This window comes from Rhizobium sp. AAP43 (assembly GCF_001296045.1).
Taxonomy (GTDB): Bacteria; Pseudomonadota; Alphaproteobacteria; order Rhizobiales; family Rhizobiaceae; genus Allorhizobium.
The window spans coordinates 210,109-225,533 of record NZ_LJHS01000005.1; the positions used below are offsets into that span (position 1 = coordinate 210,109).

14 protein-coding genes are annotated in these 15,425 nt (G+C 62.0%); 5 read left to right on the forward strand and 9 right to left on the reverse strand.

From position 1 onward, the window contains the following. The first annotated feature begins 1 nt into the window (after position 1). Positions 2 to 1,501, forward strand: a complete 1,500-nt coding sequence (locus IP76_RS04510; RefSeq protein WP_054156990.1) for an NAD(P)(+) transhydrogenase (Re/Si-specific) subunit beta — start codon at positions 2 to 4, stop codon at positions 1,499 to 1,501. A gap of 87 nt (positions 1,502 to 1,588) precedes the next feature. Beyond that, on the forward strand, positions 1,589 to 1,879 hold the full coding sequence (locus IP76_RS22710; protein WP_082352405.1) for a type II toxin-antitoxin system RelE/ParE family toxin: 291 nt from the start codon (positions 1,589 to 1,591) through the stop codon (positions 1,877 to 1,879). On the opposite strand, the gene IP76_RS04515 is transcribed toward IP76_RS22710, so the two are convergent. Then, a complete protein-coding gene (locus IP76_RS04515) occupies positions 1,863 to 2,705 on the reverse strand; it encodes a fumarylacetoacetate hydrolase family protein (RefSeq protein ID WP_054156991.1) in 843 nt (280 codons plus the stop codon). The genes IP76_RS22710 and IP76_RS04515 overlap by 17 nt on opposite strands. Before the next feature lie 94 nt (positions 2,706 to 2,799). Continuing rightward, complete coding sequence (locus tag IP76_RS04520; protein ID WP_054157379.1) at positions 2,800 to 3,522, reverse strand: SDR family oxidoreductase; 723 nt, start codon at positions 3,520 to 3,522, stop codon at positions 2,800 to 2,802. Positions 3,523 to 3,722: 200 nt separating this feature from the next. Between IP76_RS04520 and IP76_RS04525 the strand changes: the two genes are divergently transcribed. Continuing rightward, on the forward strand, positions 3,723 to 4,529 hold the full coding sequence (locus IP76_RS04525; protein WP_054156992.1) for an IclR family transcriptional regulator: 807 nt from the start codon (positions 3,723 to 3,725) through the stop codon (positions 4,527 to 4,529). A gap of 36 nt (positions 4,530 to 4,565) precedes the next feature. Next, positions 4,566 to 5,405: an amidohydrolase gene (locus IP76_RS04530; protein ID WP_054156993.1), complete on the forward strand. Its 840-nt coding sequence runs from the start codon at positions 4,566 to 4,568 to the stop codon at positions 5,403 to 5,405. Here the strand turns inward: IP76_RS04530 and IP76_RS04535 are convergent. The 7 genes from IP76_RS04535 to IP76_RS04565 form a co-directional block, all read right to left on the reverse strand. After that, positions 5,402 to 6,082, reverse strand: a complete 681-nt coding sequence (locus tag IP76_RS04535) for a TetR/AcrR family transcriptional regulator (protein WP_054156994.1) — start codon at positions 6,080 to 6,082, stop codon at positions 5,402 to 5,404. The two genes, IP76_RS04530 and IP76_RS04535, sit on opposite strands and share 4 nt — an antisense overlap. Then, positions 6,079 to 7,755 carry an amidohydrolase gene (locus tag IP76_RS04540; RefSeq protein WP_054156995.1) on the reverse strand — a complete coding sequence of 559 codons (1,677 nt, stop codon included), beginning with the start codon at positions 7,753 to 7,755 and terminating at the stop codon, positions 6,079 to 6,081. Before IP76_RS04540 ends, IP76_RS04535 begins: the two co-directional genes overlap by 4 nt. A 10-nt stretch (positions 7,756 to 7,765) precedes the next feature. Continuing rightward, positions 7,766 to 9,436, reverse strand: coding sequence for an amidohydrolase (locus IP76_RS04545; RefSeq protein WP_054156996.1), 1,671 nt, complete (start codon positions 9,434 to 9,436; stop codon positions 7,766 to 7,768). Between the two features lie 145 nt (positions 9,437 to 9,581). Continuing rightward, positions 9,582 to 10,622 (reverse strand): extracellular solute-binding protein, encoded by a 1,041-nt coding sequence (locus IP76_RS04550; protein WP_082352407.1) that lies wholly within the window; start codon positions 10,620 to 10,622, stop codon positions 9,582 to 9,584. Positions 10,623 to 10,651: 29 nt separating this feature from the next. After that, positions 10,652 to 11,452 (reverse strand): ABC transporter permease, encoded by an 801-nt coding sequence (locus IP76_RS04555; protein ID WP_054156998.1) that lies wholly within the window; start codon positions 11,450 to 11,452, stop codon positions 10,652 to 10,654. Continuing rightward, the gene (locus IP76_RS04560) at positions 11,445 to 12,368 is read right to left on the reverse strand and encodes an ABC transporter permease (RefSeq protein ID WP_054156999.1); all 924 of its coding nucleotides are present in this window, start codon (positions 12,366 to 12,368) and stop codon (positions 11,445 to 11,447) included. Before IP76_RS04560 ends, IP76_RS04555 begins: the two co-directional genes overlap by 8 nt. Positions 12,369 to 12,370: 2 nt before the next feature. Continuing rightward, a complete protein-coding gene (locus tag IP76_RS04565; protein WP_054157000.1) occupies positions 12,371 to 13,468 on the reverse strand; it encodes an ABC transporter ATP-binding protein in 1,098 nt (365 codons plus the stop codon). A gap of 435 nt (positions 13,469 to 13,903) precedes the next feature. Between IP76_RS04565 and IP76_RS04570 the strand changes: the two genes are divergently transcribed. After that, on the forward strand, positions 13,904 to 15,331 hold the full coding sequence (locus tag IP76_RS04570) for an amidase (protein WP_054157001.1): 1,428 nt from the start codon (positions 13,904 to 13,906) through the stop codon (positions 15,329 to 15,331). Positions 15,332 to 15,425: the final 94 nt, after the last annotated feature.

The following is a 15,425-nucleotide window of genomic DNA, read 5'->3' on the forward strand; positions in this document are numbered from 1 at the left end:
CATGGACTACGGATTCACAACAGCGGCCTATGTCGTCGCAGCCGTTCTCTTCATCCTGTCGCTCGGCGGTCTCTCCGGCCAGGAAAGCGCCAAGCGCGCCGTCTGGTACGGCATCGTCGGCATGGGGCTTGCGGTCGTTGCGACGATCTACGGCCCCGGTGCCGGCAACTGGGTCATCTCGGCAATCATGATCGCCATCGGCGGCGGCATTGGCTGGGTCGTTGCCCAGCGCGTGCAGATGACCGAGATGCCGCAACTGGTTGCCGCCATGCATTCGCTGGTTGGTCTCGCCGCCGTCTTCATCGGCTTCAACGCCGAAATCGAGATGTGGCGCATTGCCAGCACGCTGAGCGAGGCCGGTCTTGCGACCTGCGATCCGCTGAGTGCGGTTGCCTGTGCGGCTCAGGCCGGGAAGGCCGCGCTGTTTGGCGATTTCACCGGCTTTGCCCTGAAGATTGCCGAAAAGACGGCAGCGGAAATCGCGGTCTTGAAGATCGAAGTCTTCCTCGGCGTCTTCATCGGTGCCGTTACCTTCACCGGTTCGGTTGTTGCCTATGGCAAGCTTGCCGGCAAGGTGGATGGCAAGGCAACGAAGCTTCCGGGCGGTCATCTGCTCAACGCGGCTGCGGCCTTGGGCTCGCTGATCCTGCTAGTCCTCTACTTCCAGGGTGCCGGCAGCTGGACGCTGATCCTAATGACGCTCTTGGCGCTCTTCATCGGCTATCACCTGATCATGGGCATCGGCGGCGCCGACATGCCGGTCGTCGTCTCGATGCTGAACAGCTATTCCGGCTGGGCAGCCGCGGCCATCGGCTTCTCGCTGTCGAACGATCTCCTGATCGTCGTCGGAGCGCTCGTTGGCTCTTCGGGTGCCATCCTCTCCTACATCATGTGCAAGGCGATGAACCGCAGCTTCGTCTCGGTCATCCTCGGCGGTTTCGGCGGCGCAACCGGGCCGCAAATGGAAGTCACGGGCGAGCAGATCGCGATTGATGGCGATGGTGTTGCCAATGCGCTCAATGATGCCGACAGCATCGTCATCGTGCCGGGTTACGGCATGGCGGTCGCGCAGGCGCAGCAGTCTGTCTCGGAACTCACCCGCAAGCTGCGCGCAGCCGGCAAGACCGTGCGCTTTGCGATCCATCCGGTCGCGGGCCGTCTGCCGGGCCACATGAACGTGCTGCTCGCAGAAGCGAAGGTCCCTTACGACATCGTTCTCGAAATGGACGAGATCAACGAGGACTTCCCCGAGACGGACGTCGTCATCGTCATCGGCTCGAACGACATCGTCAACCCGGCCGCCCAGGAAGACCCGAACTCCCCGATCGCCGGCATGCCGGTTCTGGAAGTGTGGAAGGCCAAGCAGGTGTTCGTCTCCAAGCGCGGCCAGGGCACCGGCTATTCCGGCATCGAGAACCCGCTGTTCTACAAGGACAACACGCGGATGTTCTACGGCGACGCGAAAAAGTCGATCGACAGTATTCTGCCGTTGATCAAGTAAGCGGGATGGATTTGAACATGGAAAGCCGGGTGGGAACGCCCGGCTTTTTTGTTCGATCAAGTATCTCCGTTTTGATACATTGCGAACATGAAGCTGATCCAGTGGCTTGGAAGTGGCGGGGCCGAAGTTCGTGCGTTTCCCGATGACGCCCGGATCGATGCCGGCTGGCAGTTGGAACTGGTTCAACGCAGCGAAGATCCTGATGACTGGAAGCCGATGCCGACGATTGGCCCCGGTGTCCGAGAAATCAGGACTCGGCATTGCGGAGACTGGACCAGCTGGTCTGTGAACCACTTGCCTGAATTCCCAAACGAAAACCCCGCCACGAAGGCGGGGTCGGTACCAGGCCTAACAGGCAGTCTCAGACATCCGCCTTGAAGGTCTGCTTCTGCGTACCCAAGCCTTCAATGCCCAGCTCGACCACGTCGCCAGCCTTCAAGAACTGCGGCGGCTTCATGCCAAGGCCAACGCCCGGAGGAGTGCCGGTGGAGATGACGTCGCCGGGATGCAGGCTCATGAACTGGCTGAGATAGGAGACGAGGTGGGCAACGCCGTAGACCATGGTCTTCGACGAACCGTCCTGCATCATCTTACCGTTCACCGAGAGCCACATCTTGAGGTTCTGCGGGTCCGCGATCTCGTCCTTGGTGACGAGCCAGGGGCCGATCGGGCCGAAGGTGTCGCAGGACTTGCCCTTGGTCCACTGTCCCGCGCGCTCCGTCTGGAAGGCCCGTTCAGACACGTCGTGGGAGACGCAGTAGCCAGCGACATAATCCATGGCATCGGCTTCCGAGACATACTTGGCGGTCTTGCCGATGACGACGCCGAGTTCGACTTCCCAGTCGGTCTTTTCCGAGGTGCGCGGGATGAGCACGTCATCGTTGGGGCCGCAGATGGCCGAGGTCGCCTTCATGAAGATGACAGGCTCCGGCGGGACCGCTGCACCTGTCTCGGCGGCGTGGTCGGAGTAGTTGAGGCCGATGCAGATGAATTTGCCGGTCCCGGCGACGCAGGCACCGATGCGGTCGGCGGCAATTTCCGGCAGAGAGGCCAGATCGAGAGCGGCGATCTTGGCCAGGCCTTCCGGCGAAATCGCAGCGCCGCCGATGTCGGTGACATGGGCGGAGAGGTCGCGGATCTTGCCGTCCTTGTCGACAATGGCGGGCTTTTCCTGCCCGAGTGGGCCAACGCGCATCAGTTTCATAGTCGTCGTCCTTTCAAAACGCGCGGCGGTGCCGCTCAGTGTGCGTATTCGCAATGCCGGACGGACAGCCGCCTGACACTGTTCCCGGCATTGCTTAGATCGTCCAACCGCCGTCGATGGCGAAGGCCTGGCCCGAGGTATAGGTGGCGCCGGCAATGTAGACGGCGAGGTCGGCAATTTCTTCCGGGGTGCCGAGGCGCCCCATGGGCTGGCGGGCGATGAAGGCGGCGCGGGCGGCATCGTAGTCCCCTTGGGCGCGCATGCGGTCCTGCAGCGACGGGCTTTCCACTGTGCCGGGGCAGATGGCGTTACAACGAATGCCTTGTGTCACGTAGTCGGCGGCGACGGATTTCGTCAGCCCGATCACGGCTGCCTTTGTCACCGTATAGGCAAAGCGGTTGGGGACACCCTTTATCGAGCTCGCCACCGAGGCCATGTTGATGATCGAGCCATCGCCGCGCTCCAGCATGGCCGGAAGAACGGCGCGGATGGTGCGGATCATGGCGCGGACATTGAGGTCGAAAGCGAAGTCGAGATCCTTGTCGGCCATGTCCAGCACGGTTCCGGCATGAACCACGCCGGCGCAGTTGAACAGGACATCGAAGGGACCGGTTTCGGCGACAACTGCGCTCACTGCCTCTTCGTTCAGGACGTCGAGAATGCGTGTGGTGATATTCGGCTCGCCCTCCAGCGACGCCAAGGCCTCCGTGTTGATGTCGGTCGCGACCACGGTCGCACCGGCCCGCGCGAAGGCGATGGCGCTTGCGCGGCCAATGCCCTGGCCGGCCGCCGTCACTAGCACATGCTTGTCTTTCATCGGCAGGTTCATAATCACTCCTCTTCCCGCGGCTCTGTCCGGTCATCGCGTTGGCGCGCTGCGGTCGAAAACACGGCCGGTCTCCTCCCGTCGCCGTTCAACCCTTGCATAAAGGGTCGCACAATGCGAGCATCATTCATATGCAAAACATTTATTCATAAACGTCAAGGTCGCTTGCAGCCTTTCGAGGAGGGAATTGGGTGAGTGAGGCAGATCAGGATCGCTACCGGGCACCGGCGCTCGACAAGGGGCTTGATATTCTCGAGCTTCTCGCTGGTGTCGATGGCGGGTTGAGCCAAGCCGAGATCGCCAAGCGCCTCGACCGCAGCCCTAATGAATTCTACCGGATGCTCGACCGGCTGGTGAAACGTGGATACGTGGCGCGGCTGGAGGGCGATCTCTACGCACTGACGCTGAAGATATTCGGCCTTGCGCAGATGCATGCGCCGACCCGTCGTCTTGCCTCTCTCGCCATGCCGCTGATGCGGGAACTCGGCGAGGCAACACGTCAGGCAAACCACATCGTCGTTTATGATCGGGGCCATCCGGTGGTCATCGCGCAATTGGAGGCGCCCGGCTACTGGGGCATTTCGATCCGGGTCGGCTCGCGCATGGGCCTGTTCGACACCGGATCGGGGCATGTGCTGCTCGCCTTTCGCCATCCCGACCTACGCGAGATGATGGTGGCTGAACATGTGGCAAGCGGCGGCCCGGAGGGGCGCATGACGGATGCATTCCGCGCCCGGCTCGTCCAGATCGCGGCGCGTGGCTACGAAATGATGCCGAGCGCGCAGACGGCCGGCGTGGTCAATCTCTCCGCGCCAATCACCAGCGCCGATGGTCAGGCGATTGCCGCACTGACCGTTCCCTACATCACACTGATCAATACGCCCGGTGCCCCTGACATCAACGCCACGATCAGCGCACTTACAGAGACGGCACGGCGGATCTCGGCGCTTGCCGGCGGCGGCATGGCTGGCGGTGAAGAGGCCTATGCCTCGTTATGACGACTTGATTTCGCATGCGCCTTGGGAGGGGCCACCATGATCATCGATACCCACCTGCACCTGATCTATCGCGACCGGCTGCGCTATCCTTGGCTTCAGTCTGTGCCCGCACTCGATGCCGATTTCACTTGGGAGCGCTATTCTCGTGAAGCGCGGCGGCTCGGCATATCCTCGGTTCTCCACATGGAGGTGGATGTCGATCCCGCCGATATGGCTGCCGAGACGGATATGGTCGCAGCCGTATCCCGTGAGCCGGGCAGTCTTATCCGCGGCGTGATCGCTGCGTGCCGGCCCGAAGATCCGGGCTTTGCCGCTTATCTGGAGGGGCAGCGCGCCAATCCCCTCGTCAAGGGATTTCGCCGGGTCTTGCATGTGGTGCCCGACGATATCTCCGAGGGCGCTCTGTTTCGGGAGAATATCAGGCGGCTGTCGGGAACGGGCCTGACCTTCGATCTCTGCATGCTGCCGCATCAGATCGACAAGGCAATCGCGCTGGTCGATCTTGCTCCTGATGTGACCTTCATCCTCGATCATTGCGGCGTGCCGGATATCAAGGGCCATGGCTACGAGATCTGGAGCCAAGGCGTTGCAGAGATCGCCAAGCGTCGCAACATCCTTGTGAAGATCTCTGGCGTGCCGGCCTATGGCGATCTTGAGACCTGGACGCTGGAGGATCTCAAGCCCTATTTCGAGCATGTGATTGCCGCCTTCGGTTTTGATCGCGCGATTTGGGGCTCCGACTGGCCTGTCTGCACTCTGGGCGGCGGGCTCTCCACCTGGGTCGCGACCACGCAGGCCCTGTTGCATGGCGCGACGGTGGTGGAAAAGGAGATGCTCTTTTCCGGCAATGCGAAGCGGGTCTGGGGTCTCGGTTAAGGGGCCTTGTCGCGCTCTGCCAGAAGACGGCGCAGGTAGCCGCGCGTGGCTGCGATCAGGGCCTCAATGTCGTCGTTGGAGGATGAGAGGTCCTGTAGAGCATAGCTTTGCAGGATGATGCCGTCGATGCCGATTAGCATCTGGCGGGCGACGGCGCGGCCGATCCGGCGCAGATCCTCGTCCTCAACGTCGACGAAGACGAGATGGCCATAGAAGTCGATATAGGCATTGTACTGCCGCGCCGCGAGCCATTCCGAGCCCTTGGTGCGCAGGGCGTAGAGCGTCAGTTCGGTCTGGGCGAGCTGCTTGTCGCGGGTGCGCTGGATGTAGCGCCAACTGGCGCGGATCAAGGCCTCGATCCTGTCCTCCGGCGCTTCCGGCAAGGCTTCGTCCTGCCGATAAGCCGTGTCCATGTCGTCGATCAGGTCTTCGAGCACGGCAAGGAGCAGGCTTTCCTTGCTGTCGAAGTAGTAGTGCAGTGTGGCAAGCTTGACGCCTGCCGACGCGGCGATGCGCCGGGTGGTCAGCGCCTCCATGCCGCCTACCTCCAGCGCTTCGCGGGCGCCCTTGATGATGCGGAGGCGAGTTTCCAGTCCCTTGCGCGTCGCGCCCGGCGGACGGCCGCGTGCCGGCTCGGCGCTCGGCCCTCGATCCGGTCGCGGCGGCGTTTCGCTCATTGTCTTCCTCCGGCATCGAAGGTGATGCGGCCGTCGCAGATCGTCAGAACAGGCGAAAGGGCTGCGATATCGGCGTGGGTCTGGTTTTCAAGGTTTCCGGACAATAGCACGACATCGGCAAGATAGCCCGGCTTCAGCACGCCTTTGCGATCCCCCATGTATTCGACCCAGGCGCTGGTGCGGGTATAGGCGGCGAGCGTTTCGCCAAGGCTCAAGCGTTGGTCAGGCACATTTTCGGCCCAGGGCTGGCGTGTCATGGCGTCGACGATGCAGCTCAGCGGCGGGAGCGGCGAGACGGGCCAGTCGGTGGCGAAGACGATCGTTGCGCCTGCATCCACCAGCGTTTTCCAGGCAAAGGCATGCGGCCAGCGCTCAGGGCCGATATAGGTGAGATAGGGTTCAAGCGGCAGGCCGGCGGACCCCGGCGGATGGGTGGGCTGCATCGAGGCCACGGTGCCTGTCTCGGCAAAGCGCCCGATATCGTCGGGATGGACCACCTCGATATGTTCGATGCGGTTGCGCATGTCCTTTCGGCCATTGGCGTTGATCGAAGCCTCGTAGCCGTCCAGCACCATGCGCACTGCGCCATCGCCGATCGCATGCACGGCAACAGGAAGGCCGAGACGGTTGGCTTCGGTCGCAACCGCATTGAAGGCTTCGGCCGAAAACAGCGGCTCGCCCTTCCAGCCCGGCTTGTGAGCATAGTCATCGACGAAGACGGCGGTTTCGCCCTCGGTCACACCGTCCATGAACAGCTTGACGAAGTCGCAGCGGAGCTTGTCCGTGTCGAAGCGCACCTTCCAGGCGGCGGCCTTTTCCTCAAGGTCAGAGAGCGGCATGAAATTCTTCATGTGATAGGGCATTCGCACCCGGACCGGCAGGCCATCCGTCCTCTCGATCTCGTCGAGCATTTCCAGCTGATAGAGGCTGCCGTCCATGTTCTGGATCGATGTGATGCCGAGCGAGGCGCAATAGGCGAGGCCGCGCTTGAGGATGGAGATGTCGCCGGCCCGTTGTTTGGCGGTGACGTGTTCGGGATCGCCCCCGGTGCCGACGCCGAGGCCTTCGCGACCGCCGGTCACGCTCATGGCCTGGACTGGGCGCATGGCATTGCTCTCGCGCAGTTCGCCGCTCGCCAGTCCGTCCTCGCCCATGACGATCTCGTTGCCGATGCCGACCTCGCGGCCTTTCAGGATGCCTGCCTTTTCCAGCGCAATCGTGTTGGCCCAGGCCGTGTGGCGGTCGGGGGCGACCATCAGGAAGGGCCGGTCGGCGATGATGCGGTCGAGATGATGACGGGTCACGCGTTCGGTCTCGGACAGGATGGTATAGTCTGCCGTCTGCGCGACAAGCAGCGGCAGGTCGGGGTTGTCAGCCGCATAGTCCAACACCGCCTTCGCCAGCGCATCGAAGCCTTTCACGCCGAAAAGCGAGAGCTCGCCGAGCGCCACGGAGCCGCCGAAGATGTGCATATGGGCTTCGTTGAAGCCGGGCAGCACGGTCGCGCCATCGGCATCGTGGAGACGGGTCTCGGCACCGGCAAGCGCGAGCACCGCGTCGTTGCCGCCGACCGCGAGGATCCGGTTACCGCAAAGCGCGATTGCCTCTGCGCGCGGATGAGCATCATCCATCGTCAGGATGCGGGCATTATGGATGATGAGATCGGCGTGCATGCTGGTGTCCTCAGGCCTGATGGGTAATGCGACCGTCGCAGATCGTGACGGCGGCGCGGACCGTGTCCATGATCTGGTCCGGGTCGACGGTTTCGATATCGGTCGTCAGGATCACCACGTCGGCGAGGAAGCCGGGTTTCAGCTTACCCTTGCGATCCTCCATGAACTCAACCCAGGCGCCGATCGCGGTATAGGCTTCGAGCGCCTCTGAAAGCGTGAAGCGCTGGTCGTTCAGGCCCTCCTTCCAGGGCTTGCGGGTCAATGCATCCTGGATGCACTGGAAGGGCGAGACTGGAGAGACGGGCCAGTCCGATGCAAAGACGACAGGCGCGCCGGCATTTTTCAGCGTGCGCCAGGCATAGGCATAGTCCCAGCGGTCCTCACCGATCTTTGCCGTCGTCGGCTCTGCCGGAAAGCAGGTGCCGCCGGGATAGTGCACAGGCTGTACGGAAGCGACGATGCCGAGCTCCGCAAAGCGCGCAATATCGTCCGGGTAGATGAGTTCGATATGCTCGATGCGGTGGCGATTGTCTCCCTTGCCATTCGCCGTCACGGCCGCTTCGTATCCATCAAGCGTCTGACGCACGGCGGCACTGCCGATGGCATGGACCGCGACCTGCAGCCCAAGAGCATCGGCCTTTGTGGCGATGGCGTTGAAGGCTTGCGGCGTAAAAAGCGGCTCATAAGTGTAGCCTGGCCGGTCGCCATAGCCGTCCAGCATATAGGCTGTCTGGCTGTCGAGCACGCCATCCATGAAGACCTTGACGAAATCGCCGCGCAGCATGTCGGTGGCGAATTCCGTCTTCCAGGCGGCTGCCTTGTCGAGGTCATCAAGGGGCATGAAATTCTTCATGTGATAGGGAATGCGAATGCGGCAGGAGAGTTCGCCCGCCAGCTCCAGGTCGCGCATCAGGCGCAGCTGGTAGTGGTTTCCGTCGAAATTCTGGATCGAGGTGACGCCCCAGCTGGCGCAGTAGTCGAGACCGGCCTTCAGGATTGAGCGGTCGAGGGCATATTGCTCCGCTGTTACATGGTCAGGGTCCATGCCGGTCACCATGCCAAGCTCCTCGCGGCCGCCGGTCGAGGCAAGCGCTGCGACCGGACCGAAGGCATTGCCTTCGCGCAGTTCGCCGTTGGCGAGGCCGTCAGGACCCATGACAATCTCGTTGCCGATGCCGACGTCCTTGCCGTGGAGGAGGCCTGCCTGTGTGAGCGCCATGGTGTTGGCCCAGGCGGTATGATGGTCTGGCGCAAACATCATGAAGGGGCGGTCGGGCAGGATCGCATCCAGATGGTGGCGGGTGCAGGGCTCCGTCATCGAGATGATCGAATAGTCGGCGGAAAAGCCCATGAGCAGGGGTTCGTCCGGGTTCTTGTCTGCATAGTCGAGGATCGCGGACCTCAGTGCCTCAACACCCTGGATGCCGTGCAGGTTCAACTGGCGCAGCGACACCGAGCCCGGGAAGATGTGCATATGGGCTTCATTGAAGCCCGGCATGACGGTTGCGCCACCGGCATCGATCACTTTGGTTGCGGGCGCGGCGAGGGCGCCTATCTCGGCATTGGTGCCGACGGCCAGAATGCGGTTACCGGCAAGGGCGACGGCCTCCGCCCTCGGACTTGCGGGGTCCATGGTCAGCACGCGGCCATTGGTGATGATGATGTCTGCGGTCTTGGCCATGGCGGTTTCCTTAAATCTCAGGTCTTTCTTACGCTGCGCGCGGAAGCAGTCGGCACGCTCCGGTCGGACGCACGACGCGGATCTCCGCAAGGCGGAAGGGAGTTCCCCTCCCGCCCTGTCTCAGGTCTGTTTGTCTGGGGCGTGCTTACTTCTGCACTTCGGTCCAGATCTTGGTGTAAAGTTCCTGCACGGCCGGCTCGCAGGTCAGCAGGAACTGGCCGGCGCTTTCCAGTTCGGCGGGGATCACCAGCTCCGGTGCGCCTTGCATCTCCTTGGCCATGAACTGCTCGGAGCCCTTGATGCCATTGGCATATTTGGCGAAGTTGGAAATCATGGCCGCGTTTTCCGGGTCCATGATGAAGTTCATGAACAGCTTGGCATTGTCGGCGTTCTTGGCGTCCTTCAGGATTGCGACGCTGTCCATGAAGACCGGGTAGCCTTCCTTCGGATAGCCGAACTTGATGTCCGCGTTCTTCTCGCGGGCGCGCATGATGGCGCCATTCCAGTAGTAGACGCCCGAATAATCGCCGGCGGGCAGCTTCTCGGTGACGCTGTAGTCCATGGCCAGCCACTTGCTCTTGGCTTCGACCAGCTTGTCACGCACCTTGCGCAGCACATCCTTGTCGCTGGTGCACCAGTCGCCGCCAACATATTTGATCGTGGCGAACAGCACGTCGTTCATCTCAGGCGTCACGTTCAACTTGCCGACCAGTTCGGCCGGCGGGTCGAGGAAGATGGCCGAGGTGTTGATGTCGCCGCCATAGACCTTGGTGTTGACGCCGATGCCGGTCACGCCCCACTGCCACGGAACCGAGTAGTGACGGCCCGGATCCCATTCGACGTCGACCCAGCGCGGATCGACATTCTTGAAGTTTTCCATCTGGTCAGGGCGCGCTTCGAGCAGCAGGCCTTCGCTGATCCAGATCGGCAGATAGTTGGCCGAGGGCACCACGATGTCGAAGCCATGGCCGCCGGCACGCACCTTGGCAAGCGCCGTGTCATTGGAATCGTAGTCGGTGATCGTCACCTTGACGTCGAACTGCTGTTCGAACTTCTTGATCATGTCCGGGCTGGTATAATCACCCCAGTTGTAGATGTTGAGTTCGCCGGCGGCCGACGCCGAGCCTGCAAGGGCCAGCACCGAGAGCGCTGCGAGCGCCGTGGTTGTCATCCATTTTTTATGCATTGTCCGTTCCTCTCTGTTTTTGACAGTCGTTATTGTTTGCGTCTGTTGATGAAGAAGAAGATCACGACGAGGATCGTCGAGAGCACAAGGAAGATGGTCGCGATGGCATTGATCTCTGGCGTCGTCTCGCGACGGATCTGGCCGAGCATGTAGGTGGGCAGGGTGTCCTGGCCGCCCGATTTGACGAATTCCGTAATCACCACGTCGTCGAGGGAAATCACGAGCGACAGCATGAAGCCTGCGATGATGGCGGGGCGCAGCAGTGGCAGCGTGACATGGCGGAAGGCCTGCCATGGTGTGGCATAAAGATCGGCGGCAGCGCGCTCGAGCGTCAGGTCCATGCTTTCGAGCCTTGCCCGGATCGGCAGATAGGCAAAGGGCAGGCAAAACGCTGTATGAGCGGCGATCAGGAAGCCGAGGCCGGAATAGCCGGTCCAGACCTTGATGCGGGAAAAGACGATCAGAAGGGCCACCGCGGTGACGATTTCCGGCACCATCAGCGGCTGGTTGATCAGCGCATATTTGAAGGTCAGGCCGCGATAGGGCCTTGTGCGTGTCATCGCGAGGGCCGCCATGGTGGCGGCAGTTGTGGCGATGGTGGCAGCCCAGACGGCGATGACGAGCGAGCGGATCGCGGCATCCTGGACGGCTTCGTTCTGCGAGGCGGAGACGAACCAGCGCAGGGAAAACCCTTCCCAGACCGAGAGCGAGTCGGCGCCGTTGAAGGAATAGGCAACAAGGGTCGCCATCGGCAGATAGAGCGCAAAGAAGGTAATCAGGGCAATGACGCCGAAGCCTGGCTGCGAGCGGATGTCGAATTGACTACGCATGACCGGCCCCCGTGCGTGAGGCGTTCCGGACGTAGATCAGCAGCGCCACCATGACGAGCGCCATCAGCGTGATCGACATCGCGGCACCGAGCGGCCAGTTGCGTCCGGCCCCGAACTGCAGCTCGATCAGGTTGCCGAGCATCATGTTCTTGCCGCCGCCGAGCACGCGCGGAATGACATAGGCGCCGAGCGAGGGAATGAAGACGAGGATGGAACCGGCAATCAGGCCGGGTTTTACCAGCGGGATGACGATCCGCCAGAGGACTTGCAGGCGGTTGGCGTAGAGATCGTAGCCGGCTTCGACGAGCCGGAAATCCAGCTTTTCGATCGAGGCATAGAGCGGCAGAACCATCAGCGGCAGATAGATATAGGTCATGCCGAGGAGGTTGGCCGTATCCGTGTACATGATCTGCAGCGGGCTATCGATCACCCCGAGCCAGATCAGCACATTGTTCAGGATGCCTTCGTTGCGGATGACCTGCTGCATGGCGAAAGTGCGGATCAGAAGGTTGGTCCAGAAGGGGATGGTGACGAGGAAGACCCAGATCTCACGCGTCTTTGGTGGTCGTGTCGCGATGAAATAGGCGGTGGGAAAGCCAAGTGCGAGGGTGAGCAGGGTGGTGAAGAAAGAGAGCTTGATCGAGCGCCAGATGATCGACAGATGCGCGTCGGCGAGCCCCAGCGTGTCGTCGAAGATATCCCGCTGGAAGAAGACCGAAACCCAACCTTCCGTCGAGAACGTGCCGAACTTTACATCGCCATAGGAGCCCTTCTCGAAGAAGGAATAGACCAGCATGACGAAGAGCGGGCCGACGGCCGCCACGAACACGATTATCAGAGCGGGCAGGCTGAGAAGCCAGCGGTTGCGGATATCCCGGCTTTCGGCGCTGGCTGCTGCTTTCTGGGCGCCATCCATGGTCAGCCTCCCAGGATCTGTGCGGCGGCGGGGCGGAGCTTGATACCGATGCGTTCACCCTTGGGGTGGCCAACGGCGCTTGCGCGACTGTTCTGCTCGCGCACGATGAAGGCCGTGCCGTCATCAAGCGTCAGATGGTAATGGGTGTCGGTGCCGAAATAGATCGCGTCGGAGAGGACACCGTCGAAGTTTCCGCTGCCAGCGGAGGTCAGCGCGGCATGTTCCGGGCGGATCACGATCGTGACCTTACTGTCATCAGGCCGGCCGATAGGAAGCGATGCCTCGATCTCGGCACCGTTGGCAAGGCGCACGCTCGCCGCCTCGTCGCGTATGGCAAGGATCTCGGCCTCGATGAAATTGCTCTCGCCGATAAAGTCCGCCACGAAGCGGTCAGCCGGCCGATCGTAGATTTCGCGCGCCGTGCCGACCTGGCGAAGCTCGCCATTCGACATGACCGCGATGCGGTCGGACATGGTCAGCGCTTCTTCCTGATCATGGGTGACGAAGATGAAGGTGATGCCAGTTTCAGACTGCACGCGCTTCAACTCGATCTGCATTTCCTTGCGGAGCTTATAGTCAAGGGCGGAGAGCGGTTCGTCGAGCAGAAGGACCTTGGGCTTCGGTGCCAGCGCCCGGGCCAGTGCCACGCGCTGCTGCTGGCCACCGGAGATCTGGCTGACCTGGCGGTCGCGCATCTTTGTCATGTGGACGAGGTCAAGCATCTCCTCGACCCGCGCCTTGATCTCGGCTGCCGGCTTGCCGAGCATCTTCAGCCCGAAGCCGATGTTTTCGGCGACGGTCATGTGGGGAAAGAGGGCATAGCTCTGGAAAACGGTGTTCACCGGCCGCTTGAAAGGCGGCAGGGGTGCGATGTCTTCGCCATGCAGCAGGATTTCGCCTGTTGTCGGGAAATCGAAGCCGGCGATCAACCGGAGCAGTGTGGTCTTTCCGCAACCGGAAGGGCCGAGGAGGGTAAAGAACTCGTTTTCCCGGATCGCGAGGAAGATCTTGTCGAGCGCGGTGACCTTATCACTTCCCGCTCCGTAGATGCGGCTTACGCCGCGAATTTCGATGGCTGCCTTTTCGGATGCGGAACTCAAGCGATGCCCCCTGGCGTTCGGGTTATGCGTGATGCGGGCGATACGGGTTCGTCGTCGAACGGGCGGAGGCCCTTTGCGGTCTCGCCCCTTCCTCCACGCAAATCACGTGCCAGCTGTCTTGCATTGCAGGCGTCTCCCGGTTGGATGGAGCCTTGCCCGCCAGGTTGCGGGTAAACAGGCCCCGATCACTGCTTGTCCGGCTGTTCCCTTGGTTCCGGTGATGCGCTGCCAGACCTTTGGCGCACCCCATTTTTTGGCATGTTGCCTCCAATTTGGTCGTTTGACCATTTTTATTTTCAAGGCCTGCACCGATTTCTCTGACGCATGGCTGGGCTGCACAACCGGCGTGGCCGTGCGGTTGACAGGCTAACGGCCTCGTCCCATCGTGGGTTGCGCGAGATGCGTCCAGTCCTTCCCCGACGACCGGAGTTTCTGTTGACCGATCCGACTTTCCTGTCCGCCACCTCTCTTGCCACCGACCTTCAAACAGGCGCCCTTCAGGCAGAGGCGGTGATGGCCGCCTATCTCGAGCGGATCGGCCGTCTGAATGCCGGCGTCAATGCCCTGGTCAGCCTGCGGAAGACGGAGGAGGTTCTGGACGAGGCGCGGCGCATGGATCGTGCCCGTGAAGAGGGGCATATCCTCGGTCCGCTGCATGGTATGCCGATCGCGATCAAGGACCTCAGCGAGGCGAAGGGCATTCCCTGTACCTATGGCTCGACGCTGTTCCATGACTATGTGCCGGACTACGACGACATCCAGGTCGAGCGCATGCGCCGGGCTGGTGCGATCATCATCGGCAAAACCAATACCCCAGAATGGGGCTTTGGCTCCCACACCTATAATCCGGTCTTCGGGCCAACCCGGAACCCCTGGGACCTCGGTCGCTCGGCCGGCGGCTCCAGTGGCGGGGCGGCGGCAGCGCTTGCGGCCCGGCTCCTGCCGCTCGCCGATGGCAGCGACATGATGGGATCATTGCGCAATCCGGCCGCCTTCAACAATGTCGTTGGTTTCCGCCCGAGTTTTGGCCGTATCCCCACGCTTCCGGGACGCGACGCCTATCTCAACCAGCTTTCGACGATCGGGCCGATGGGGCGCAGCGTTGAGGATGTGGTGATGCTGCTCAATGTCCAGGCCGGCTATGACCCACGCGACCCAGCCTCGATCGACAGCCCGCAGTTTGCGCTCGACCCGGCTGTTGCGGAAAAGGGCGGGCGGATTGGCTGGCTGGGTGACTATCGTGGCCATCTTCCGTTCGAGCCCGGCGTCCTTTCCCTTTCCGAGCGTGCCCTCAAGGTGTTTTCCGGTCTTGGCTTTCAGGTGGAAGCGGCGATGCCCGATTTCGACATGGAGCGGCTGTGGTGGGCCTGGACGACGCTGCGCAGCTTCTTCACCGCCGGCAGCATGCGCGATCTCTATGAGGATCCGAGCCGGCGCGGCCATCTGAAGCCGGAGATCCTGTTTGAGGTTCGCGCAGGCCTGCGGATCACGGCAGCCGAGGTCTATGAGGCGTCGGCGATCAGGACCGCCTGGTATCAGGCGCTGCAGACACTGTTCCAGACCCATGACTATCTGGTGGCGCCGTCTGCCCAGGTGTTTCCCTTCGAGGTCGATATCCCCTGGCCGCGCATGATTGCCGGGCGTGCGATGGACACCTACCATCGCTGGATGGAAGTGGTGATCGGCCCCAGCATGGCGGGCCTGCCAGTTGCAGCGCTGCCGGCCGGGTTCTCGCCTGAAGGCCTGCCGAATGGTTTTCAGCTGATCGGCCCGCCACGGGCGGACCAGAGGGTTCTGTCGCTTGCCGCTGCGTATGAGGGAGCGACGGACTTTCTCAAGCGTGTCCCGCCGCTCTTTGCCTGATGCCTTTTGTCCTCTTGAGTTCGCCCAGATTCTGGTTCTAGTCTCTGATCATCGCTGCGTTGCCGAGGCGAGGGCATCGGCAGATCTCATTTTG

Excerpts from the sequence above, each read along its gene's own strand:
- IP76_RS04540 (WP_054156995.1), bottom strand. The coding sequence starts at position 7,755 with ATGCACGCCGATCTCATCATCCATAATGCCCGCATCCTGACGATGGAT.
- IP76_RS04515 (WP_054156991.1), bottom strand. The coding sequence starts at position 2,705 with ATGAAACTGATGCGCGTTGGCCCACTCGGGCAGGAAAAGCCCGCCATT.
- IP76_RS04535 (WP_054156994.1), bottom strand. The coding sequence starts at position 6,082 with ATGAGCGAAACGCCGCCGCGACCGGATCGAGGGCCGAGCGCCGAGCCG.
- IP76_RS04510 (WP_054156990.1), top strand. The coding sequence starts at position 2 with ATGGACTACGGATTCACAACAGCGGCCTATGTCGTCGCAGCCGTTCTC.
- IP76_RS04550 (WP_082352407.1), bottom strand. The coding sequence starts at position 10,622 with ATGCATAAAAAATGGATGACAACCACGGCGCTCGCAGCGCTCTCGGTG.
- IP76_RS04555 (WP_054156998.1), bottom strand. The coding sequence starts at position 11,452 with ATGCGTAGTCAATTCGACATCCGCTCGCAGCCAGGCTTCGGCGTCATT.
- IP76_RS04560 (WP_054156999.1), bottom strand. The coding sequence starts at position 12,368 with ATGGATGGCGCCCAGAAAGCAGCAGCCAGCGCCGAAAGCCGGGATATC.
- IP76_RS04530 (WP_054156993.1), top strand. The coding sequence starts at position 4,566 with ATGATCATCGATACCCACCTGCACCTGATCTATCGCGACCGGCTGCGC.
- IP76_RS04545 (WP_054156996.1), bottom strand. The coding sequence starts at position 9,436 with ATGGCCAAGACCGCAGACATCATCATCACCAATGGCCGCGTGCTGACC.
- IP76_RS04520 (WP_054157379.1), bottom strand. The coding sequence starts at position 3,522 with ATGAAAGACAAGCATGTGCTAGTGACGGCGGCCGGCCAGGGCATTGGC.
- IP76_RS22710 (WP_082352405.1), top strand. The coding sequence starts at position 1,589 with ATGAAGCTGATCCAGTGGCTTGGAAGTGGCGGGGCCGAAGTTCGTGCG.